Source organism: Candidatus Njordibacter sp. Uisw_039, from assembly GCF_047730075.1.
Taxonomy (GTDB): Bacteria; Pseudomonadota; Gammaproteobacteria; order Pseudomonadales; family Balneatricaceae; genus Njordibacter.
This window is the reverse complement of record NZ_CP159831.1, coordinates 1361339-1383196: the sequence shown is the minus strand read 5'-3', so window position 1 is coordinate 1383196 and position 21858 is coordinate 1361339. Positions and strand designations below refer to the sequence as shown.

The 21858-nt window shown below is 44.2% G+C and carries 19 protein-coding genes and 1 pseudogene; 10 read left to right on the top strand and 10 right to left on the bottom strand.

Translation table 11 applies throughout. The annotated features are described in order from the left end of the window. Window positions 1–116: 116 nt before the first annotated feature. The 5 genes and pseudogenes from ABXT70_RS06530 to ABXT70_RS06510 form a co-directional block, all read right to left on the bottom strand. Window positions 117–1346: an FAD-dependent oxidoreductase gene (locus ABXT70_RS06530; protein ID WP_443642491.1), complete on the bottom strand. Its 1230-nt coding sequence runs from the start codon at window positions 1344–1346 to the stop codon at window positions 117–119. Continuing rightward, window positions 1344–1532, bottom strand: a pseudogene (locus ABXT70_RS06525) (rubredoxin); the annotation flags it as partial. The gene ABXT70_RS06530 and the pseudogene ABXT70_RS06525, both read right to left, overlap by 3 nt. Window positions 1533–1542: 10 nt before the next feature. After that, complete coding sequence (locus ABXT70_RS06520) at window positions 1543–2988, bottom strand: aldehyde dehydrogenase family protein (protein WP_443642366.1); 1446 nt, start codon at window positions 2986–2988, stop codon at window positions 1543–1545. Beyond that, window positions 2985–4199 carry an aromatic ring-hydroxylating oxygenase subunit alpha gene (locus tag ABXT70_RS06515; RefSeq protein WP_443642365.1) on the bottom strand — a complete coding sequence of 405 codons (1215 nt, stop codon included), beginning with the start codon at window positions 4197–4199 and terminating at the stop codon, window positions 2985–2987. Before ABXT70_RS06515 ends, ABXT70_RS06520 begins: the two co-directional genes overlap by 4 nt. 102 nt (window positions 4200–4301) lie before the next feature. Next, a complete protein-coding gene (locus ABXT70_RS06510) occupies window positions 4302–5198 on the bottom strand; it encodes a LysR substrate-binding domain-containing protein (RefSeq protein ID WP_443642364.1) in 897 nt (298 codons plus the stop codon). Window positions 5199–5319: 121 nt separating this feature from the next. Here ABXT70_RS06510 and ABXT70_RS06505 point away from each other — a divergent pair, with 121 nt between their 5' ends. Next, window positions 5320–6186: a LysR substrate-binding domain-containing protein gene (locus tag ABXT70_RS06505; RefSeq protein WP_443642363.1), complete on the top strand. Its 867-nt coding sequence runs from the start codon at window positions 5320–5322 to the stop codon at window positions 6184–6186. On the opposite strand, the gene ABXT70_RS06500 is transcribed toward ABXT70_RS06505, so the two are convergent. After that, on the bottom strand, window positions 6175–6798 hold the full coding sequence (locus ABXT70_RS06500; RefSeq protein ID WP_443642362.1) for a LysE family translocator: 624 nt from the start codon (window positions 6796–6798) through the stop codon (window positions 6175–6177). The two genes, ABXT70_RS06505 and ABXT70_RS06500, sit on opposite strands and share 12 nt — an antisense overlap. Window positions 6799–7085: 287 nt before the next feature. After that, entirely contained in the window at window positions 7086–7268 is a 183-nt protein-coding gene (locus ABXT70_RS06495; RefSeq protein ID WP_443642360.1) for a hypothetical protein, read from the bottom strand. A 49-nt stretch (window positions 7269–7317) separates the two neighbouring features. On the opposite strand from ABXT70_RS06495, the gene ABXT70_RS06490 reads away from it, so the two are divergent. Next, the gene (locus ABXT70_RS06490; RefSeq protein ID WP_443642359.1) at window positions 7318–7527 is read left to right on the top strand and encodes a cold-shock protein; all 210 of its coding nucleotides are present in this window, start codon (window positions 7318–7320) and stop codon (window positions 7525–7527) included. An 82-nt stretch (window positions 7528–7609) separates the two neighbouring features. On the opposite strand, the gene ABXT70_RS06485 is transcribed toward ABXT70_RS06490, so the two are convergent. Together ABXT70_RS06485 and ABXT70_RS06480 are read right to left on the bottom strand one after the other, a co-directional pair. Next, complete coding sequence (locus ABXT70_RS06485) at window positions 7610–8035, bottom strand: DUF934 domain-containing protein (RefSeq protein WP_443642358.1); 426 nt, start codon at window positions 8033–8035, stop codon at window positions 7610–7612. Then, window positions 8007–9677, bottom strand: a complete 1671-nt coding sequence (locus tag ABXT70_RS06480) for a nitrite/sulfite reductase (RefSeq protein ID WP_443642357.1) — start codon at window positions 9675–9677, stop codon at window positions 8007–8009. The genes ABXT70_RS06485 and ABXT70_RS06480 overlap by 29 nt, the downstream gene beginning before the upstream one ends. A gap of 234 nt (window positions 9678–9911) precedes the next feature. Between ABXT70_RS06480 and rsxA the strand changes: the two genes are divergently transcribed. The 8 genes from rsxA to ABXT70_RS06440 all read left to right on the top strand — a co-directional run bounded on the left by rsxA (window position 9912) and on the right by ABXT70_RS06440 (window position 18917). Continuing rightward, window positions 9912–10493: an electron transport complex subunit RsxA gene (rsxA, locus tag ABXT70_RS06475; RefSeq protein ID WP_443642356.1), complete on the top strand. Its 582-nt coding sequence runs from the start codon at window positions 9912–9914 to the stop codon at window positions 10491–10493. Further along, the gene (rsxB, locus tag ABXT70_RS06470; protein ID WP_443642355.1) at window positions 10494–11084 is read left to right on the top strand and encodes an electron transport complex subunit RsxB; all 591 of its coding nucleotides are present in this window, start codon (window positions 10494–10496) and stop codon (window positions 11082–11084) included. It abuts the gene before it with no gap. Further along, on the top strand, window positions 11077–13038 hold the full coding sequence (gene rsxC, locus ABXT70_RS06465; protein WP_443642354.1) for an electron transport complex subunit RsxC: 1962 nt from the start codon (window positions 11077–11079) through the stop codon (window positions 13036–13038). The genes rsxB and rsxC overlap by 8 nt, the downstream gene beginning before the upstream one ends. 2 nt (window positions 13039–13040) lie before the next feature. Next, window positions 13041–14075: an RnfABCDGE type electron transport complex subunit D gene (locus ABXT70_RS06460; RefSeq protein WP_443642353.1), complete on the top strand. Its 1035-nt coding sequence runs from the start codon at window positions 13041–13043 to the stop codon at window positions 14073–14075. Next, window positions 14075–14722: an electron transport complex subunit RsxG gene (gene rsxG, locus ABXT70_RS06455; RefSeq protein WP_443642352.1), complete on the top strand. Its 648-nt coding sequence runs from the start codon at window positions 14075–14077 to the stop codon at window positions 14720–14722. Before ABXT70_RS06460 ends, rsxG begins: the two co-directional genes overlap by 1 nt. A 1-nt stretch (window position 14723) precedes the next feature. Then, window positions 14724–15434, top strand: coding sequence for an electron transport complex subunit E (locus ABXT70_RS06450; protein WP_443642351.1), 711 nt, complete (start codon window positions 14724–14726; stop codon window positions 15432–15434). Between the two features lie 24 nt (window positions 15435–15458). After that, a complete protein-coding gene (gene nth, locus ABXT70_RS06445; protein ID WP_443642350.1) occupies window positions 15459–16094 on the top strand; it encodes an endonuclease III in 636 nt (211 codons plus the stop codon). A gap of 87 nt (window positions 16095–16181) precedes the next feature. Beyond that, window positions 16182–18917, top strand: a complete 2736-nt coding sequence (locus ABXT70_RS06440; RefSeq protein ID WP_443642349.1) for an intermembrane phospholipid transport protein YdbH family protein — start codon at window positions 16182–16184, stop codon at window positions 18915–18917. On the opposite strand, the gene ABXT70_RS06435 is transcribed toward ABXT70_RS06440, so the two are convergent. Next, window positions 18886–21843, bottom strand: coding sequence for an FAD-binding and (Fe-S)-binding domain-containing protein (locus ABXT70_RS06435; protein WP_443642348.1), 2958 nt, complete (start codon window positions 21841–21843; stop codon window positions 18886–18888). The genes ABXT70_RS06440 and ABXT70_RS06435 overlap by 32 nt on opposite strands. Between the last annotated feature and the right edge of the window lie 15 nt (window positions 21844–21858).

The following is a 21858-nucleotide window of genomic DNA, read 5'->3' as shown; positions in this document are numbered from 1 at the left end:
TACATCAACCACAGGAATATCAAACCAAACGACTTCGCTGATCAGAGTATTCATATCAGAATTGGCAATGGTATAAGTAATAGTTAGGCCACTCATTCTAACAGAATAATGCGCTGTTAGTTGCTTATCATCTCGTCTAACAACTGCTTACGCTGATCCACTTGATCACCCTGTAAGACAAAACCACAGATCCTACCCTCATTGCTTTTAAACCGAGCGATCATGCCCTTTTCACTTTGCTCCAACAGCCATTGACCATGATGGCCTTGTTGTGGTGGTAATAAGGTAATTGGACAAACTGGAGTCTTAACCACCACGGTCATTGGTGGATAACTAACCTCGGTAAAGGTGCCAGTAAGTGTCTGTGATAAGGCCTGGATACCCCAATAAATAGGAGCAATATAAGGTTGCAACTGACCATCAAACTCAACACAGTCACCCAAAGCATAAACATGAGGGATGTTAGTCATTAAACGAGTATCAGTTTTGATGCCCACACCACAGGTAATGCCACTGTTGATGGCAAGCTTAGTGCGCGCTTGTAAGCCCACAGCAGAGACAATAACGTCCACTTCTAACACATCTTCGCTTTTCAAAGTTACTGCATAGCCAGCCCGTGGGTTTGTTGGGTCAATATAATTGATGGATTTAACCGTATTATCCAACCACCAGTTCACGCCGATAGCAGACAATGAAGCCTGTAATTTTCGACCCACAGCTTCTGGCAACAAACGATCCATAGGCCAAGCGGTAAGCCCCACCACATTCACTTGTTTACCCACCGCGGCTAAATCGTTAGCAAATTCGCAACCAATCAAGCCATTACCAATCAAAAGTACGCGCTCCTTACCTTCTAGTAAGTTTCTATAGCGACGATAGTCTTGTAAGCTGTTAACACTGACAACATCTGCGCTAGCGTCACCTTCAAAGGGTATCTTAATCGCTTGCGCTCCCTGAGCTAAAACAAGCTGGCCGTATGGCTGCTGACCTATGTCAGTGAACAGCTGTTTAGACTGGGTGTCTACGCGCTCAACAGTGCAATGGGTCATGATACGGATGTTCAAACGATGCGCCCGATCTAGTGGTAGTTCTATGACCAAATTTTCAGCTGTTTGCTGCATTGTTAAACCCGTGGATAAAGCAGGCTTTGAGTAGTGCTTACCCGCATCTTGGGTTAATACGACGACGTCTACCTGGCCATCAAGCTTTCGAATGGCTTCTGCGAGGTTATAACCGGCATAGCCTGAACCTACAATGACAATAGGACCTTGAGGTTTATCTAAAGCTGACAATACTGACGCTGCAGCGGTTGTATTTTCACCTGATTGAATTGGCTCTGCTGGCATCTCAATCATTTCAAAATCTTCTTTGCCTACAAGGCAGTCTGGGCACAACCAATCATCAGGCACATCGTCCCAGCGAGTTCCAGGTTCTATACCATCATGGGGCCAGCCTAAGGCTTCGTCATAGATAAAACCACAAATAATACAAAGCCATTTTTTATAAGGCACAGATTGATTAGCAGAAGACATGCATAATTCTCTAGGGTGTTAAACGAATTGCTATATTTTTAGTACGGACGTAATTATACAAAGCTTCTTGACCTTTTTCACGCCCAAAACCCGATTTTCCTACCCCACCAAAAGGAGTACTGATGCCACCCGCAAACCATTCATTGACAAATACTTGGCCAGCAACTAACGCACGACTAGTGCGCAAAGCTAAACTTAAATCCTGAGTAAATACGCCTGCCACCAAACCAAATTCAGTACCATTGGCTATGTCATAGGCCTCTTGTTCACTGTTAAATTTCATTAATACTAAAACAGGACCAAATACTTCTTGTTGAGCTATTTCTGTATTTGCTTCTGCTTCTATAATTGTTGGTGGCATAAAATAACCTGCCCTAGGCAAAGCTGTGCCACCCAACAAGCAATTAGCACCCTGATCTTGGGCTCGCAAGCACATGGCTTCAATTTTATCGAGCTGCACCTTGGTTAATATGGGCGTGACATCAGCTTCACCCATACCAGACCCCACAGACTTAGTAGAAAAACAGGAAATTAAACGCTGTTTAACCTCTTCATAGATATCCTCATGCACAATAAGACGAGACATGGCAGAACACACCTGTCCTGAGTTGAAGAGGTTGCCTGCTTCGGCGCTAGCAATCACCTGGTCTAAATTAGCATCAGCAAAAACAACTCCGGCGGACTTACCACCCAACTCCATGACGCAAGGCACTACATGCTCTATAGCAGCGTTCATTATAGATTGCCCCGTGGCTACAGAACCTGTAAACACTATCTGATCAATATCTCCGTGGGCCACTAACGCTGCCCCTGTGTCGTGGCCATAACCACATAAGATATTCACCGCTCCTGCTGGCACTTTAGCGTTTACCATCGCCTCAGCTAACAAAGCCACCGCTAATGGTGTTAACTCAGGCGACTTGATTACCACACAATTGCCAGCTGCTAAAGCAGGCGCTAACGATCGAGCTACTAAGGAAACAGGGAAGTTCCACGGAATAATCTGAGCTGAAACCCCGAACGGTTCGTATTCGGTAAAGTCCACTAATCCATCACCCAGAGGAATAGATTGACCTTCAATCTTATCCGCCATGCCGGCATAGTACTCAAAGTATCGTGCAGCCTCCTCAAACTCACCCTCAGCTTGGCTTAATGGCTTGCCATTTTCCAGACACAAGAGTTCACCACCACGCTTGGCTAAGGACCTAATTTCAGCTGCAATCGAATGTAATAATTGCATGCGTTTGTATGGCAGCATACTGGCCATAAGTCGCCAATCGTGACATTGTCGAGCAGCGCTCACTGCTTGATTGACCTGTTCGGGCGTAGCACATGCAATGGTGCCAACAAGTTCGCCAGTAGCAGGATTTTCTACCTTGATGAGATGTTCACTGTCTACCCATTGACCATTAATAAAATTAGTCCAGTGGGTCACACCCTGTTGAAACTGATTCATGGTTTTATACTCCCGTTGTTTTGTGTGCTAGCGATTAAACGTTTAGCTGCCCATTGGTGAAAATAGTGTGTTGGGTTATCTAACACAGGAGAAAACTTACCCCCGCCAAATCCAGGTGAGGCCCTGCCTCGCTGCATGCCCTCAACTACTGCTACATCTTCACCAAAAACTTCTTTCCAAGCTGTTAAAGTCGCATCTCTGCAGCCCTTATATGTGGGACCAACGGCCTCATCGCCAACATACATCAAACGTAAATGTTCAACTGTCTGATTATTTGCTACCGGTTCTAGAACTATGGAAAAGGTATGATCAGCTTGAATGCCCAATAGCACATTGGGAAATACCGTGATGTATTCAGCCTCTTTCTTGCGATTTTGCTGCCACTCAGGGAACACTGGTAAGCGAGTACCCGCCGTATCAGTTAAATTATAAACCGTGGAACCTTGCCCCGAAAATTCATTGGCAAACATAATATGGTAATGATCTTGAATACGCGAATAAGCATTTAAGTTAGGATGAATCCAAGGTAGGTGGTAGCTTTCACAGTAATTTTCAACTGCCAGCTTCCAATTGCAAGCAACATTTAGGGTGAATGCTCCCTCTACTTTTCCGTCAGTTGCGATCTCTCGTCGCATGCGGCCGTAACCAGAATCACCCAGAAAAGGCTGCCAACGGTCAACAACAGGAGCAATAAACTGCTCAAATGGGTCTGCCTTTCCATCTATATTTACAAACACGATGTCAAACCACACTGCGCTTGAAACTTCCTTCATTCCATGTTTTTCGCATACGAAGCTGTCTAGTTTATGAATACCAACCCCACCTAAATGGGGAGTACCTTTCAGCTGACCACTTAAATCATAGGTCCACGAATGATAAGGACAACGAATATTTCCCTGAACTGGACCTTCTTCACTGATCAATTCCATACCACGATGACTACATACATTGTGAAAAACTCGTATTACATCATCATGATCACGCATAATAACAAGCGGCAAGCCCATAAAAGAAACTGGCTTAACATAACCAAGCTGAGGCAAATCTCCAGCAAAACCAACACCAGACCATGTCTTACCTAATAAACGATCGCGCTCTTCAGCAAACATATCTGGGTCGTTATATAAGGGGTTAGGGAGACCACTAGCATCTTCAATTGGAAGCATAGCGTTTTCTAGGCTGGTGAGTGGAATACGATCAAAGGCGTTCATGGTAGGATCCTTAAATTGGCGCACAACAGATAACACGGCCACTTTGCCTCAAACAAGACAGTTCAACAAACGATCATTTATCATTCATCCCATGAGGTTAACTCATAGATTACTCATTAACCACAAACGAAACTCGTCCAGATCTGGTTTCCTGCTCCCCATCAGAGACGTCATTAGATAGAAGCTAGCTTCTGTATCTAAAGTTTGGTCAAAGGCTTTGACCAAACTGCCCGTGGCCAAATAATCAGACAATAAATGGTCCCATGCCAGTGCCACACCCTGACCTTGCTGAGCCGCTTGAATCAGCATATTGTAATGACTAAAGGTAACTTTATGTTGCGGCACTACTGGCAACATATCCATCCCTTTAAACCAGTCTGGCCAGTTAAACCAACCAATGGTTGGGTTGTCCAATACCAACTGCCTTGTTGCCAGCAACTCCTTTGGAGATAGATCCTTGTGTAGTGCTAAAAAATCGGGGCTCGAAACCACAAACACACGCTGCGAAAATAAACGATCCACTTGGTAAGCAACAGGCTCAAAGGCACTAAAACCAATACTACAATCAAAGTCAGCAGCATCTACTTCGAGTACGTTATCAGCCACTAACAACCGTATATCAGTGTCTGGATAGGCCCGCAAATATTCTGTAATGCGAGGCATAAGCCACAATGAAGCAACAGCATGACTAGCAGCAATAGTAATTTGTTTCGCTTGCACTGGATTTTTAACGGCAAAGGTTGCCACAGAAATCTGATTTAAGGCATCAGCTATCTGCTGATGATATTCACGACCAGCAGAGGTCAGGCGTACTTGGCGCTGTTGGCGGTCAAATAAAACAATACCTAAATTTTCCTCTAAACTACGTATTTGGCGACTAATAGCGCCTTGGGTGACAAACAGTTTAGCTGCGGCTTGAGTAAAACTTATGTTCGTTGCAGCCGCATCAAAGGCCACCAATGCATTAAGGGGAGGCAAATTTTTTGTTTTCAATGGCATGACTAAAACTCATTTGTTATGAGCTATAAATTATGCCTCGACTATACCTAGTATTAAACCTAAATAGATTAATTATTTTAATAACTATTTATTCATTATTAATTTGCTTTATAATTTATCAATGAAGAACATCCCTACAGAACTACTACGCACCTTTATCACCATTGTAGATCTAGGTGGTTTTACTCTTGCTGGCGCATTACTAGGACGTTCTCAGCCTGCTATCAGCTTGCAAGTAAAGCGACTAGAGGAACTGCTAGATATTACAGTGTTCCAGAGAAATAACGGTCTGCAAGTCACAGAAGAAGGTGAAGTACTGCTTGGTTTCGCCAGACGAATGTTAGATATCAACGACAGCGCTGTGACTCGTTTAGCCAAAAGCAGAATTTCTGGGCAGGTACGATTAGGCATACCCAATGACTTTGAAGTGTCATTTTTGCCTCGACTGCTTAGCCAGTTTGGCCAAGCCCACCCTGAAGTTGCTTTAGAAGTGAATTGTGATTTAAGCGTGAAGTTGTTAAAAGATTTTCAACAAGGGCATTATGACCTTGTTTTGGCTACGGACAGCTTAGAAGAAACCCTACCAATTAATTCGGGTGATGAATTTTACGAGACCATTGTCTGGGTTACCAACGGTCATTTTGACTGGCCTGAGAACCAACCCGTACCCTTGGTGGTCTACCCCATCGGCTGCCGGTACCGGCAACAAATCATTAGCAAACTCAATGCTGCTGGTATTGCCTGGCGTATCGCCTATAGTTCATCCAGTTTATTGGGCATTCAAGCCGCTATTGAGGCCGGTTTAGGTATTAGCGCCCTAGCCCGCAGCACCGTTCCTCATGGGTTACACAGCCACTTACAAATACAAGAGAGCCCACAGTTGGGCCACGTCAAAATAGTATTCAAGCATGATAGAGGTAATCAAACAGATGCAACAAAGCGTCTTTATGAGTACCTCTATACTGGCCTAGAGCAATCAGCGAGTTAAGATTAGTAGCCCTGCAGTTCCCATAAGACCTGCTGTAATTTGGTTTAAACGCTTTACCGCCTTATGCTGGCTAAGTAATTTTCGGGCCTTGCTGGCACTAAAGGCGATCAGTATTAACCCCAACATCAAGGCAATAAAATTAAGCCCAACAACTAACGCCACACCTTGAGTGGTTAACACGGTTAAATCTACAAAAGTAGGTAAGAACGCAATATAAAACAGCATTACCTTAGGGTTGGTGGCTGATATCAGCATGCCTTCTGCAAAACTCAGTATAAAACCTGCTCCCTTATTACGAGCAGGAGGAAGATCAACTGCATTCAGTTCGATAGGTGCATGCCAAACCTGCCAAGCCAAATAAAACAAGTAGGCGGCACCACACCAGCGAATTAGCGTAAAAATAACTTGATATTCATTAGCGATATAAGCAAGCCCCCAAACAACCAATAATAAATACGCTATATCGCTCATAGTCATACCGAGAGCTAAGCCCCAACAGCCATGACCCCCGTGCTTTAAGGCTTTAGCAATAAGCGCAAAAACGCCTGGCCCAGGGGTAACAGAAAATATGAATACTGCCAAAAAATAGGCCAAAGAAAATTCCAAAGTCATATAACCACCGGAGCACTCATGAATAAAGCTATAAGCCGCATAATACCTGATCTTTAATCAGCCATGATAATGTTTTTACAATTGATCCATTAAATAGATAGCGCTACCATTCTTACCTAGAATACGGTAGCTACTTCAATAACTGGTATCGCCGTAATGCCCTCAAGATGTGGACAGGCTGGCCATCATTTCCAATGATTTTTATCAATGGTATTTTAATTGGCGGTTCCAGCGATTTAACGGCTCTGATTGAAGCTAATAAACTGACCAAACTGTTCTAGTAAAAACTAAGGCGGCAAGCTATGCTGTAACGAGTCCAACTTTTTCGCACCTATGACTTTGTGCATCCACCTATCAGAGAGGCTGACTTTTAACAGTTCGTCAGTTACAGGGTCTAGCATACTGCCATCGAAGATTTTTATTATAGTGCCTTCGATGCTAGAGCCCAGCGCTGCATAATGGGTGTTCATGTTTGTAATGTGCCAAGGTGGTATTAGTTAATCATATCAAGGAATAATCATGTCAGAAGTAATCACTGGTACCGTAAAGTTTTTCAACAACACCAAAGGTTTTGGTTTTCTAGAACAGCCTAATGGTGCAGACGTGTTTGTTCACTTTAGTGCCATCGTTAAAGAAGGTTATAAAAGCCTAGAGCAAGGCCAACAAGTACAATTTACCATTACTGATGGTGACAAGGGTTTACAAGCAGCTAACGTTTCTCCATTATAATTTTTCAACTTATAAAGCAATAAAGCGCTCTAGGGTAACCTACAGCACTTTACTTATGTTTATCTTAAAACTGAGTTAAAGATTAGGCCATATAAGCTGGGCCTTTACCATCTGCACTAGGCTGAAAATGCACTGACACTTCACCCAATTTGGTAAGCGCTTGCGCGGCATGTTGGTCATCACGTAACTCAAAGGCATTAAAACCAACCCGATGCATAAAGTCGATGCGATCCATTGCCACGTCGCCGACAGCACGAATTTCACCCAGGTAACCATCACGGCGTAACATGCGCGCCATACTAAACCCACGCCCATCGGCAAAAGTCTCAAATTCAATAGCGATCATAGACAACTTATTAGCACTGGCTAACAAACTTGGCAAATCATCTTCGCCGTTGGTTAAGACTGTGTCACCTGCAGCCTGTTCATGATTGAGCCAATCAGAAAACCTAATTTCTGGTGTTGCAGCATGGTTAACACTAAGCTGCTGATCTTTGATGAGTGCCATAAACACGCTCCTTAAATGGTACAACACCTAAACGGCGCACAAGTTGTAAAAATGTTTCATCGATTTGACGTAGCTGTACATAAACGTCCAATATCTGCCCAATCACCACTACCACCTGGTCTTGTTCGATAGAGCGACCTAGAGTTTTGCCTAAGCTTGCGTCATTAGACGCCGAACCACCTAGAGTAAACTGATAGACTTGCTTACCACCCTTTTCAACACCCAAAATACCAATATGTCCTACATGGTGGTGACCACAAGCATTAATACAACCAGAAATTTTTAGCTGAATTTCACCAAGTTCATACTGGTAATCCATATCATCAAAGGTTTCATTGATTTGGCGTGAAAGCACCAGAGTTTCGGCATTAGCTAAGCTACAAAAATCTAATCCAGGGCAGTTAATCATGTCCGTTAGGGTACCCACGTTGGCGCGAGCCATATCCAAATCTTGTAACTTTAGCCACAAAGCCAATAAGTCACGTTGAGCTACATCTGCTAACACTAAGTTTTGATTGTGAGTTGAACGTAATTCAGCAAAGCTAAACTCATCCGCTAAAGCTGCGATGCCATCCATCTGTTGATGGCTTACGTCACCTGGTGCTTGCAGTTGGTTTTTAAGAGCCACAATCACAATACGGTAACCAGCCTGCTTGTGGTCTCGGGTATTTTGTCGATACCAGGTGGCAAACTGAGGATGTTCTACAAACACACCTTGCAAATCACTTCCTGCATGCACGGCAGATAAGTAGTCTGGGCCTGTAAAAAAGCCTTTGACCCGTTCAATTTCTGACTCGGGCAAACGTAATTCTGTGTCCTTTAGCAGTTGCCATTCTGCTTCAACCATTTCAGTAAAGGCATCAATGCCAATGGCATTAACAAGAATCTTGATGCGAGCTTTGTATTTATTGTCCCGGCGGCCGTTAAGGTTGTAAACCCTTAGTACAGCCTCCAAGTATGACAGTAGCTCTTGTGGCTCAAGAAATTTGCGCACGGTTTTGCCAATAACTGGCGTGCGACCAAGGCCGCCGCCTACCAGCACCTCAAAACCAATCTCACCAGTTTCATTGTGATACAAATGTAACCCAATATCGTGTACCTGAGACGCTGCACGATCGTTAGACGAGCCCGACACAGCAATTTTAAATTTTCTAGGTAAGTAGGCAAACTCAGGGTGCAAAGTGCTCCACTGGCGAATAAGCTCACACCAAGGCCGTGTGTCCTCTATCTCGTCTGCACTAACACCTGCAAATGGGTCGGTTGTGGTATTACGAATACAGGCACCACTGGTTTGAATAGCATGCATCTGCACCTTGGCCAGATCTGCTAAAATATCAGGTACAGATTCTAATGTAGGCCAATTAAACTGTATGTTCTGACGTGTAGTAAAATGGCCATAACCCTTATCATAAGTCCGTGAAATTTGTGCTAATGTGCGTAATTGCTCGCTTTTCATCAGGCCGTATGGAATCGCAACTCGAAGCATAGGAGCAAGGCGTTGAATATAGAGCCCGTTCATGAGTCGTAAAATACGAAACTCATCTTCTGGAATTTCTCCAGCTAAATAACGGCGGGTTTGGTCACGATACTGTTCCACTCGTTGGTCTACGAGTGTTTGATCAAATTGGTTATAAGCGTACATTTGTTGGTCCTAATCAAGCTACAGGCATTTTATCCAGCCATAATAACCTAATACTCTTATAACACAAAATAATAAAAACTGATTTACTTATACTTAAATGGAATATAAAATGTTGCAAAATGAATCGACTCAATTAACGTTTTAGGCTGATTTTTGCGTTACAATAATACCCGACTAATTTGGTCAGACTTTGCCATACCTATCAGCTCTTGGTACTAAGGATTTAAAGACAAAATGGTAGACTATTTACTCATCCTAGTTAGCACCGTGTTAGTGAATAACTTTGTGTTAGTTCAGTTCCTTGGGCTTTGTCCTTTTATGGGCGTTTCTTCACGCTTAGAAACGGCGATGGGAATGTCGTTAGCCACTACCTTTGTGCTTACTCTTGCCTCTTTGTGCAGCTATCTTACGTATACCTATTTACTCGAACCTTTTGGGTTAGAGTTTTTACAAACCATTAGCTTTATTTTAGTCATTGCGTTCGTAGTGCAATTTACAGAAATGGTGGTGCATAAAACCAGCCCACTGTTACATAAAGTTCTAGGTATTTTTCTACCTTTAATCACCACAAACTGTGCAGTGTTAGGTGTCGCCCTGCTTAACATCAAAAAAGCCAATGGTTTTATAGAGTCTATTTTATATGGCTTTGGTGCTGCAGTTGGTTTTTCTTTGGTGCTCATTTTATTTGCGGCTATGAGAGAACGCATTGCAGTTGCAGACGTACCAGCACCTTTTAAGGGAGCGGCTATTGCTATGATTAGTGCCGGCATCATGTCTTTGGCCTTTATGGGTTTTACCAGCTTGGTGGCCATATAAATGCAAACATTTTATTTTGCCATCGTCATATTGGCTTTGCTTGCCATAGTTTTTGGTGCAATTTTAGGTTTCGCCTCGATCCGCTTTAAGGTAGTAGGTGACCCTATAGTTGACCAAATAGACAAGCTGTTGCCACAAACACAGTGCGGCCAATGTGGTCACCCAGGCTGTAAGCCTTATGCTCAAGCAATCGCTAACGGTGAGGCCATAAATCACTGTCCTCCAGGTGGTGAAGCCACCATTAAAGCCCTAGCAGACCTGTTAGATTTAGAAGCTATTCCACTGGATGCAGAGCATGGTAGCGAAGCCATACGTACCATTGCTTATATCAGGGAAGATGAGTGTATCGGCTGCACAAAGTGTATTCAGGCCTGCCCCGTTGACGCTATCCTCGGTGCCGCCAAACAAATGCACACAGTCATCATTGATGAATGCACTGGGTGCGATTTGTGTTTAGACCCCTGCCCTGTTGATTGTATTGACATGATCCCTATCGAAGTTACGCCCGTAAACTGGCACTGGCAACAGCCAGAACAGCTTATTGCTACCAGCAGTTCACCCTACAGCCATGGAGCACCTGACCATGCGTAAAACTTGGAACTTCCATGGCGGGGTCCACCCGCTCGAAAATAAGACACAATCCAATCAACTGCCAATTGTAGTTATGCCTGCACCTAAACAATTGGTGCTGCCTCTGAGCCAGCACATGGGCAAAGCAGGTAAAGCTGTTGTTAAACCCGGCGACTATGTTTTCAAAGGCCAGCTTATTGCCAGCGCTCAGGGTTTTGTAAGTGCAAATATCCATGCACCAAGCTCTGGCTATGTCAGTGCGCTAGAAGAGCGAACTTTGCCTCACCAATCTGCCCTATCTGGCCCATGTATCGTCATCGATACTGACGGCAAAGACCAATGGGGTGATCTAAACCCAACAATCGACCCCAAATTACTTTCTAAATCTGATTTGCTATACCTAATCCAAGCAGCAGGCATTACTGGCATGGGCGGTGCTGGTTTCCCTGGCGCTGTTAAATTACAACCAAAGAGCAGCATCCACACCCTCATCATTAATGCCGCTGAATGCGAACCGTATATTACTGCCGATGACCGTTTGATGCGTGAATACGCTGATCAAATTATCTCTGGCATCCAATTAGTGCAACAGTTACTTGATCAGCCTCAATGTCTGATTGGTATAGAAGACAACAAGCCTGAAGCTATAGCTGCGCTTAATCATGCCCTTAACCAACACATGAACATTGAAGTATGCGTTATTGAAACTAAGTACCCCTCGGGTGGTGAAAAACAATTAATTGAAATCCTTACAGGGCAGCAGGTTCCCAATGAAGGCATACCTGCAGATATTGGTATTGTGTGCCAAAACGTGGGTACTGTTAAAGCCGTTTTTGATGCTATCGTGTTGGGCCAACCACTGATAACGCGCATTACTACGGTAACTGGCAAAGCCGCGGTAAATGCAGGTAATTACGAAGTGCTCATTGGTACTAAAGTTGCGGACGTTTTAGCCTTTGCCAAGGTTGACCTCATTAAAACATCCCGTTTAGTGATGGGCGGACCAATGATGGGATTCACGATTCAAGATACCCAAACACCAATAATAAAATCAAGTAATTGTATCTTGGCAGCTGCAGACCTAGAACTAGCTACTGTAGCCGACCACCACTCTTGTATACGCTGTGGTCTTTGTGAGGTGGCTTGTCCAGCAGAGCTGTTGCCCCAACAACTATTTTGGTTTGCCAAGGCTGAAGAGTTTGAAAAAGCTCAGGACCATAACCTATCTGATTGTATAGAGTGCGGTGCTTGTGCATGGGTTTGTCCAAGCCAAATTCCCTTGGTTCAGTATTATCGGTATGCCAAAGGCCGGATCAAAGCACTTAATAATGAAACCCAACTAGCAGAACTTTCTCGCATGCGTTTTGAAACCCGTGAACAACGCTTAGTTGATGAAAAATCAGCTAAAGAAGAGAAACGCAAGCTTAGGGCTACAGCAGCTGCTGCAGCCCAAGCTGCTAAACGTGCAGCCAATCCAACATCAGCAGACCCCATTGCCGCTGCCTTGGCTCGGGTCAATAAACGAAAGCAGGAACAACAAACTGCCACAACACCAAAAAGCCCTGAAGAGGTGTATAAAGAGCTTAAAACTGCCGCTGCTATTACTCGAACCAAACTTAACAAGACCAGTAAAGCACTAACAGATGCTAAAGCCCAAGACCATGAGCAAGCAGCTGGTTTACAAGAAACTGTAATTGCGCTCACCACCAAAGCCGCTGTAGCTCAAGCCAAGTTGCACGCTTATGAAACAAAACTTGGCCTGGACCCAGAGAAAGAAAAAATATTACAGGTGTCTGTTGCAAAAGCTAATGGGACGATCCGTCAACTGGAAAAAATCTTAGCCACTGCAGCAGATCCAAAGCGTATAGAGGCAGATATCCTTAACGCCAAAGCCACTCACGAAGCCGCCACCCAAGCCTTAGCAGATCATCAGACTAATCTCACAAAAAAACCAACATCGGCTCAGGAATCATAACCATGGCCTTAGTTAATTTATCGTCGCCCCATCATCATAGCTTAAATAAAACATCGCGCTTAATGGTTTGGGTATTACTGGCCACACTTCCAGGTTTAGCCGTACAAAGTTACTTTTATGGCTATGGCACTTTAATCAACTTATTATGGGCCAGTTTCCTTGCCCTTGGCTTTGAAGCCATAGTCCTAGGTTTGCGACGACGGCCTATTATGCCGTACCTGACCGATGGTAGCGCACTTGTGACGGCCTTTCTGATAGCGTTGGCGCTACCTCCATTTAGCCCATGGTGGCTCACTTTAGTGGCAGTTTTATTCTCTATTATTTTTGCTAAACACCTTTATGGAGGTTTGGGGAACAACCCGTTTAACCCTGCTATGGTAGGCTATGCCTTATGCTTAATTGCATTTCCCGTATCCATGACCCAGTGGGCCGGCACAGAAGCCACATTGACCTTTGGCCAGCAATGGCAATGGTTTTGGCTAGAATCAGTCACAGGAGGTATTGACTCTTGGACCAGAGCTACTCCTCTGGATTTAATGCGTCGCACCAACGGCCTCACATTGACTGAAGTTGCGAGCAGCAATCCTCAATTAGGCTTAGGTCTAGTAGCAAGTATGTGGATAAACCTAGCTTATCTTTTAGGCGGCCTTATATTGCTAGCTGCGAGAGTTTTTACCTGGCATGCACCTGTGGCTATGCTAGCCGGTTTAGGGTTTTGTGCGGGGCTATTTCATATGGGTGAACCCGACCTTTACCCTAGTGCCTCGCAACACTTATTGACTGGTGCAACCATGCTATCAGCTTTCTTTATCGTCACAGACCCCGTGTCTGGTGCTACCAGTCGTAAAGGTAAACTGGTGTTCGGTGTGGGCGTTGGTATTTTGGTATTTATCATTCGCAGTTTTGGTAGTTATCCCGACGCCTTCGCTTTTGCAATACTCCTGATGAATTTATCTGCCCCTTTGATCGACACTTACACTCAGCCAAAAGCCTACGGACATCAACCTAAAAAATCTCGCTCACAAGGTGAAGAGTAATGAGTTTAAAAACCCCCACTAGTTTAATGGCCTCCATTCGTGCTGGCGCCACTAGTTTAGGCTTATTCGCGGTACTTGCTGCAGCAGCCATTAGCCTTACCTACATTGCTGGTAGCGAAAGTATTGCCGCCAACAAAGCAGCTGCTAAGGCTCGTGCATTGTCAGCTGTGATGCCACCTCACTTTTATGATCAAAGCTTATTATCGGCTCCTTTAAAACTAGTGGACTACGCCCAACTCAACCTTTCACCACCAGCTGTCGGTTACGCTGCTGTCAAGTCTGGTAGCACCCAAGCCATTATCTTGCCTGTAATCGCTAAAGATGGTTACAGTGGTGACATTGCCCTGCTAGTGGGCATAGATCAATATGGTTTTATCCAAGGCGTACGCACCATCGAACACAAGGAGACACCTGGTTTAGGTGACAAGATAGAACGTAAGAAGTCAACTTGGATAGACAGTTTTAACGGCAGGTCTCTTGCCAATACACCTTTAAGTGATTGGGCCGTAACTAAAGACGGTGGAGTGTTTGACGGCTTTACCGGAGCTACAATTACCCCTAGAGCTGTAGTCAATGCTGTTCATCAAGGCCTGTTGTATCATCAACGCCAATACAGTGCGCTTTATACCACTGCAGAGGATTATTAACATGTCGACAGAGCAAACAAAACTAGTGATGGATGGGCTTTGGAACAACAACCCTGCACTCGTACAATTATTAGGCCTTTGCCCTTTATTAGCAGTTACCGGCAGTGTAGTGAATGCACTAGGCTTAGGTTTTGCCACACTTTTGGTTTTAGTTGGATCCAACTTGTTGGTCTCATTAATTCGTAATCGTGTGGCGGACGACATTCGTTTACCCGTGTTTGTGATGATTATTGCTGCTTTGGTGACCATTGCAGAGCTCACCATGCAAGCCTTAACCTATGAGTTGTATCAGATATTAGGCATTTTTATTCCACTAATTGTCACCAATTGTGCCATCTTAGGTCGAGCAGACGCCTATGCTCGCAAAAACCCTCCCCACCTAGCAGTGCTGGATGGTTTAAGTATGGGCCTTGGGTTCGCAATAGTGCTGGTGCTTCTTGGTGCTATGCGTGAATTACTCGGTCAGGGAACCTTGTTTGCAGACATGCATTTGCTGCTCGGCCCAATGGCACAAAACTGGACTTTAGTCATTATTCATGACTATCGTGGGTTCTTATTTGCAGTACTGCCTCCAGGTGCATTTGTTGGCATGGGCTTAATCATTGCGGCAAAAAATACCTTTGATTACTACCAAAAGACACAGCAACTTAAAGCGCATCCACTAGCTGAAGCAGGAAGTAAGCGTGTACGGGTAACGGGAACGATAGCTTAAATTATAGAACAAGCGGACGCAGCAATGAATAAAGCTAAACGTGAAGAAATTTTTGCCAGACTCAAGGCAGACAACCCTCATCCCAAGACTGAACTAAGTTTTAGTAACCATTATGAGCTTTTGGTGGCTGTGGCTCTTTCTGCCCAAGCCACAGATGTGAGCGTCAATAAAGCTACCGACCATTTGTTTAAAGTGGCTAATACCCCTCAAGCCATGCTCGACCTTGGTTTAGAAGGATTAAAACAACATATTAAAACCATTGGCCTTTACAACAGTAAAGCTAATCATGTAATCCAAGCTGCCAAATTGCTGGTCACGCAACATAATGGCCTGGTCCCAGACACCAGAGACGCCCTACAAGCCTTGCCCGGAGTCGGCAGAAAAACTGCCAATGTAGTACTTAACACTGCCTTTAGGCAAATTGCCATGGCCGTAGATACACACATTTTCCGGTGGTCTAATCGTACCCGTGTAGCTCCAGGCAAGGACGTGGTGGAAGTCGAAAAAAAACTACTGAAGTTAGTACCTGAGAAATACTTGTTAGATGCTCACCATTGGATGATACTCCACGGACGTTACGTTTGTATTGCCAGAAAACCACGCTGTGGTGCCTGCACTATTGAAGATCTTTGTGAATTTAAACAAAAAACCTCAGATTAGGTTTTCATCACGACGACTTGGCATTTATGCAAAACTGGACCATACTTATCGTCAAATTATAATAAACCCATTCAAAGACCACGCCCTATGCTAAGGCTTTTGTTCCGTTATGCATTAATACCTCTTATCGTACTTCTACCGCTTAGCTACGCAGCTATTCCTTTGTGGGTACCTAGCCTTGCAGGTCCGTTACTCAAACCTTATGACTTGCACGACATTAATTTAAGTGTAGGTTACCCAAGTCAACAGAACTGGCACATCAAGCAGCTCAGTTGGCGCCATACAAGTGCGGCTGGTACCTTTACTGCATCCCTCAGCGATGTATCTTTAGCCTATACATGGCAATCAATAAAAGCCCGAGAATGGCCTAACTTCAATATTGGTAGTGCCATAGGCGCCATAGAAACTAACCCAAAAGGTCTGCTACAGGTTCCCAACATAGCTTTAATACCCAGCCAATGGTTATCTGAGTGGCCTGAATTCAAAGTTGATAAATTTAACCTAGATCTCACCTTACAAGGGCAGCAGTTTGAATTGTCTGGGCAACTAAAAAACCAACGTGACGGCCTGAGTATATTAAGTAAAATTTTAACACCCACCCAGCAACAACTATACCTAGATGTAACCTTAGACACAGGCGATAAGGTAACAGCTAAATTATTTGCGACACAAAATAGTGCTCCTGTGGCTAAAATCACCTCCGCTATCAAGCGCCAAGCTGCAGCTTACGTTTGGCAAGGCCAAGGAGCAGTTAACCTAGCTTATAGCCAGCAATTTTTATCTAACATGCTGCCCTTAGACTTGGCGCAAACCACCATTACCCAAGGCAAGCTTAACAGCCACTGGAATATCACCCTGCCTGCTGGCACTGAAGATGGTGGTCATGCAGATTTTGATACCTGGTTAAACCAAGCCCAAGGAGAACTACAAAGCCAAATACAATTGGCTGCAAGCAACCCTAAGGTAAAGGAACTCTACTTAGATGCTAGCTTAACTCAAACATTAAGTCCCAACACTGCGCCAGAATGGCGGCTTAATGAAGGCAGTATGGTACGAGTCTCTCCAGCTTGGGATAATACAAAAATAGACCCCAATTTGTACCAATCACTGCTCCTCCAGCAAGCACAATTAACCTTCAGTGCGGGCAGCCCTGTGACGATAGAAAGCCTGAAACAACCGAACTTATTGGGTTCAAGTGCAGGCCTGCTTTTACATGGTGATATTAATGCTACCTTAGAAAATACTCACTCTGTGTATCAAGTATTTGGACAGTTATCACAACTTCAGGTGCATGCCCTTAACCATTGGCAAGGGAGTGCTAATTTAAGTGGCTATTATCTCGCTCAAACCGATGCTAACCCATGGATGACACAGCTCCCCATAGATATGCGTCAACTACAGTTTTTGAGTAACGTAGAGTTTGATTTTAACCCTAAGCAATGGCAATTTAAAGTTCAGCCCAATAGTAAAATATCTGCCACACAAGTGGTAAGTCGCAGGGAGGCAGGCGCCGTTCAGTTGTTTGCAAGTGACAAACTTAACCTAACTAATGACCAAACTATCCACCTCGCTTACCTTCCAGACCAAGATTATTGGACCTGGTCAGATTCGTCCGTTAATTTAAGGCCAGAATCGATTCCTAGTCAAGGTCTTGCAGTAACCCTTGGAGAAGGCTCCACTTTATTATCTAATCGACCACTTGAAGGATCTTTTGAACTTCTTCCTACGTCCGTAAACCTGCCGCATTGGCCAGCCTTCCAAGCACTGGCGACAGGTCAATTAAACTGGCTTGATGGCCAACTTAACATCAACTTTACATCACAGTTGCCGCCTTATATCAGCGCCTTAAATGGGCAATATATTTGGCATGCGGATAATGCAGATCACCAATTATTGGTGCAAGTAAAAAACGTAGATTTACCACCTTTAATGCCTCAACTAAATCAACTTGAAAACGCCCTTGAACTGCCAGCTCCACTGTTAGCTAATATCAGCCATGGGTTAGTAGATTACGAAGCTGATTGGCGTTGGAATACCCGTCAAATAGTTGGTTTACAAAAATTCAATTATTCTAATGTTGATGCCAACAGTGCCAACCTAAGTGTCACCGGCCTATCAGGAAATAGTCAGCTAGACTATAGCCTCATCCGCGCCAACGTTAATCAAAACAATAACCAAGATAGTGACGCTAAGGAAAAAATAACTGTACAGCTAACAGGCAAGCACCAACTTGAAGCAGAGCAGCTAAGCTGGGCAGCCAATGCAAGCGAAAAACTGCTCAAGCCGCAGTTAGCACTCAGCACTAAAGGTTGGTCAGATATTCAGTATCAAATAGATAAAATTGAGGCCAATTGGCTAGGCGGTCGCATCGTAGGACAAAGTGCTGCCATACGGTCGGCACGTTTGAATATCTTGCCAATGACCTTACAGGACATCCAACTCAACCGCCTGATAAAACTAGCTAACGCTCCTGCACTCAATGTGACAGGAGAAGTTTCCGGTGTAGTAAATTTAACTTTAGATTTAACATCTAATGGCAGCCAAACATGGAGTTTAGCTGATGCAAACCTGTCAAGTAGCAAATTGGGCACTATTCAATATTCAGGAAATGATGATACAAACCCATCAGATGAAACCGCCTACTTACAAGAAATTCTTAGTGAATTCCAATTCCAGAAACTCTCAGCAAAGGTAACTAACAATGCAGATGAAAAATTGCAATTATTAACCCGTATTGTTGGCTCGAATGAGAATTTTAAACAAGGTAAAAAAGTTAATCTAAACCTAACTATCAATCCTCAACTTCATCAAACAGGCAATTAAGGTAAGTAAGTGGATGCTGAGGGGTTGCCCCCGTCTGTTGACGTATTTGACTGCGACATGAATAGCCTGTAGCCAATACTGTATCCGTGTTATTTATAGACGCTTGTGCGGCCTGTTGCCAGCTCATTTGATAGAGTCTGGTGGATAGGGCACGATGTTTTGCCTCATGGCCAAAGGTACCCGCCATGCCACAACAGCCTACTGCAGGAGTATGAAGGTCTACAGCGAATTTGGCAAAAATATTGCGCCAACTTTCTAAGCTCCTAGTTACTAACGCATTCTCTGAGCAGTGCCCCAGCAGAGACACCACTTGTTTGGGTTTGTTTAGTGACTTAGGCAACTTCACCTCATGCAAGTGACTGGTTAACCACTCCTGCAGTAATGCAACCTCTGGAACTTCTTTAGCACCTAACCTCTGGCAATATTCATCACGATAAGTTAGGCCTACACTGGGATCGACTGCAACTAACTCAAACCCTTGCTCCCTTGCAGCTTTCAACTGTTTTACAACCTTACCCGCTTGACGATCGAATGCACGCAGGAAGCCTTTAACATAAAGTGGTTTACCAGATGGCATCATCGGCATAACTAGAGGTTTAAAGCCCATATTTACCAGACAAGATAAAATCTGTTTCATTTGTGGTAAATCGTAGCAACTCGTAAACACGTCCTGCACTATGACGGGATAACGCTGCTTATGTTGCTCAGACAAGCCTTCAAATCTCTCTTTATGCCACATTTCCACGCCATCAATACTAGCCAGTCGCTCTATGCCATAAGCATGGACTTGGGGCATGTTGACCATGCCAAATAACCTTTGAATCAACCACTGGCTAGGCCGTAGTTGAATTAATGCGTTACTTACCCATGCCACTTTACTCGCATAAAGCCCAAAGTGTTCTACCAGACCAACAGCGTAGTCTCCTAACGGCCTTCTGTGACGATTATAGTAATGCTGCAAGAAGCGACTGCGATACGTAGGTATATCTACTTTAATGGGACAAGCAGTGGTGCAGGCTTTACAGGCTAAGCAGCTTTGCATGGATTGGTATAGCTGATGTTCTAGCTCAGGATCAGCACCGCCTTGAGACTCTTGACGCAACCATTCACGTAATAAGCTTGCTCGACCCTTAGGCGACTGAACACGATCCTTAGTAGCTTTATAAGAGGGGCACATAGCTGATTCTGGCTGATAATTAAAACAAGCACCATTACCATTACAAGCAACAACAGGTTGCCACTGTTCAACGATCAGCTCACCAATTTGACGATCTTGGCTGCCACGGGTCCTAGGGTCATCCACCTTAACCAGCTGGTTGCGGGGTCCTAAGGGGCTGCATATTTTTCCAGGATTAAGTTGATTGTGAGGGTCGAACCAAGTTTTTATGCGTCTCATGTCGTGATAAAGCTCTGCACCGATGGTTTCTTCGGTGTATTCACTCCGAAAACCTTTACCGTGTTCGCCCCACATGACCCCTTGGTATTTTTGTACTAAAGCTTGCACAGCATCGGAAATTACTCTAAGTTTTAATGCATCTTCAGGATCACGCATATTGAGCGCAGGTCTTACATGCAGGCAGCCTGCATCCACATGACCATACATGCCATAGGACACTCCCATGCCATCGAGTAAATGTCTAAATTCAACAATATAATCTGCTAAGTGTTCTGGGGGCACTGCAGTGTCTTCCACAAAAGCGATAGGGCGTCTTGAACCTGCAAGATTGCCTAACAATCCAACACCTTTTTTACGCAATTCCCAAAGGTTTGCCATATCTTGCGGACAAGAAATCCTTTCATAACTGGCATGGTTAGCCTCTAACACACAACAGATTGCATCTACTTTAACAGCAAGCTCAAGGCCATCCATTGCACCAAATTCAACTAAGTTGATAGCTGCTAATTTATCTGCATTCCCTTGGTCTAAATAGCTAGCAACTTGGGGCCAAATAACATCTTCTTTGGCTAGATTTAAAATGGTGTCGTCAATGGTTTCTATAGCGTCAGGATTATGTTGCACCAAAAGATTGGCATCACGTAATGCAGCGTCAAAGGAATGATAACGCAGCACCAATAATTCTTTTGCTCGAGGAATTGGTGTTAGTTTAAGGGTTAGTTCTGAAACTAAGGCCAAGGTACCTTCAGAACCACAAATTAGTTTACTTAAATCAAAGCCATTTTCGCTGTCTATATGGGCCAAATTATAGCCTGTCATAAAACGATTAAGTTTAGGAAAACGTGCATTAATAGCGGCCTGCTTTTGCCTCACCAAATTACTCACCTGTTGATACAGTTTGGCAACCTCACTACCCGCTTCAATTTTTAAGGCTAAGGCATTACTAGTGATAGCTTCAGTGGTGATCTGCTGGCCATGCGCTAATACAATATTTAACCCTAGAACATGGTTGCTGGTACGGCCATAAATACGAGAACCTTGGCCACACGCGTCAGTATTAGCCATACCCCCAAGGGTGGCCCTGTTACTAGTAGACAGTGTGGGAGCGAAAAATACGCCAAACGGACGCAAGTAATCATTTAACTGGTCACGAATGACGCCCGCCTGCACTTTCACCCAACCTTCATCCACATCAATCTCAAGTATATTGGTCAAATGTCGAGAACAGTCTATAACTAAGCCATCGGTTAAGGATTGACCGTTGGTTCCCGTGCCACCACCACGGGGAGCAAAATAAATATCGTTAAATTTTGTTTGGGCAGCAAGGGTAAAGATAGTTTTTAGGTCTTCTTCGTGTTTCGGGTAAAGCACACCCTGTGGTAATAACTGATACACACTATTGTCTGTAGATGCAATCAATCGATCAGCTTGATGAGGGGAAATTTCCCCTGAAAACCCAATTTGGTCTAGGGCGTTAAGAAAGTGTACAAATTGTTCTGCAGGCTCAATCAGAAACTGTTCACTTGGCATTTTTAGGGGCTTCAT

Coding starts and splice junctions, on each gene's coding strand:
- ABXT70_RS06530 (WP_443642491.1), bottom strand. CDS start 1,346: ATGCCAGCAGAGCCAATTCAATCAGGTGAAAATACAACCGCTGCAGCG.
- ABXT70_RS06520 (WP_443642366.1), bottom strand. CDS start 2,988: ATGAATCAGTTTCAACAGGGTGTGACCCACTGGACTAATTTTATTAAT.
- ABXT70_RS06515 (WP_443642365.1), bottom strand. CDS start 4,199: ATGAACGCCTTTGATCGTATTCCACTCACCAGCCTAGAAAACGCTATG.
- ABXT70_RS06510 (WP_443642364.1), bottom strand. CDS start 5,198: ATGCCATTGAAAACAAAAAATTTGCCTCCCCTTAATGCATTGGTGGCC.
- ABXT70_RS06505 (WP_443642363.1), top strand. CDS start 5,320: ATGAAGAACATCCCTACAGAACTACTACGCACCTTTATCACCATTGTA.
- ABXT70_RS06500 (WP_443642362.1), bottom strand. CDS start 6,798: ATGACTTTGGAATTTTCTTTGGCCTATTTTTTGGCAGTATTCATATTT.
- ABXT70_RS06495 (WP_443642360.1), bottom strand. CDS start 7,268: ATGAACACCCATTATGCAGCGCTGGGCTCTAGCATCGAAGGCACTATA.
- ABXT70_RS06490 (WP_443642359.1), top strand. CDS start 7,318: ATGTCAGAAGTAATCACTGGTACCGTAAAGTTTTTCAACAACACCAAA.
- ABXT70_RS06485 (WP_443642358.1), bottom strand. CDS start 8,035: ATGGCACTCATCAAAGATCAGCAGCTTAGTGTTAACCATGCTGCAACA.
- ABXT70_RS06480 (WP_443642357.1), bottom strand. CDS start 9,677: ATGTACGCTTATAACCAATTTGATCAAACACTCGTAGACCAACGAGTG.
- rsxA (WP_443642356.1), top strand. CDS start 9,912: ATGGTAGACTATTTACTCATCCTAGTTAGCACCGTGTTAGTGAATAAC.
- rsxB (WP_443642355.1), top strand. CDS start 10,494: ATGCAAACATTTTATTTTGCCATCGTCATATTGGCTTTGCTTGCCATA.
- rsxC (WP_443642354.1), top strand. CDS start 11,077: ATGCGTAAAACTTGGAACTTCCATGGCGGGGTCCACCCGCTCGAAAAT.
- ABXT70_RS06460 (WP_443642353.1), top strand. CDS start 13,041: ATGGCCTTAGTTAATTTATCGTCGCCCCATCATCATAGCTTAAATAAA.
- rsxG (WP_443642352.1), top strand. CDS start 14,075: ATGAGTTTAAAAACCCCCACTAGTTTAATGGCCTCCATTCGTGCTGGC.
- ABXT70_RS06450 (WP_443642351.1), top strand. CDS start 14,724: ATGTCGACAGAGCAAACAAAACTAGTGATGGATGGGCTTTGGAACAAC.
- nth (WP_443642350.1), top strand. CDS start 15,459: ATGAATAAAGCTAAACGTGAAGAAATTTTTGCCAGACTCAAGGCAGAC.
- ABXT70_RS06440 (WP_443642349.1), top strand. CDS start 16,182: ATGCTAAGGCTTTTGTTCCGTTATGCATTAATACCTCTTATCGTACTT.
- ABXT70_RS06435 (WP_443642348.1), bottom strand. CDS start 21,843: ATGCCAAGTGAACAGTTTCTGATTGAGCCTGCAGAACAATTTGTACAC.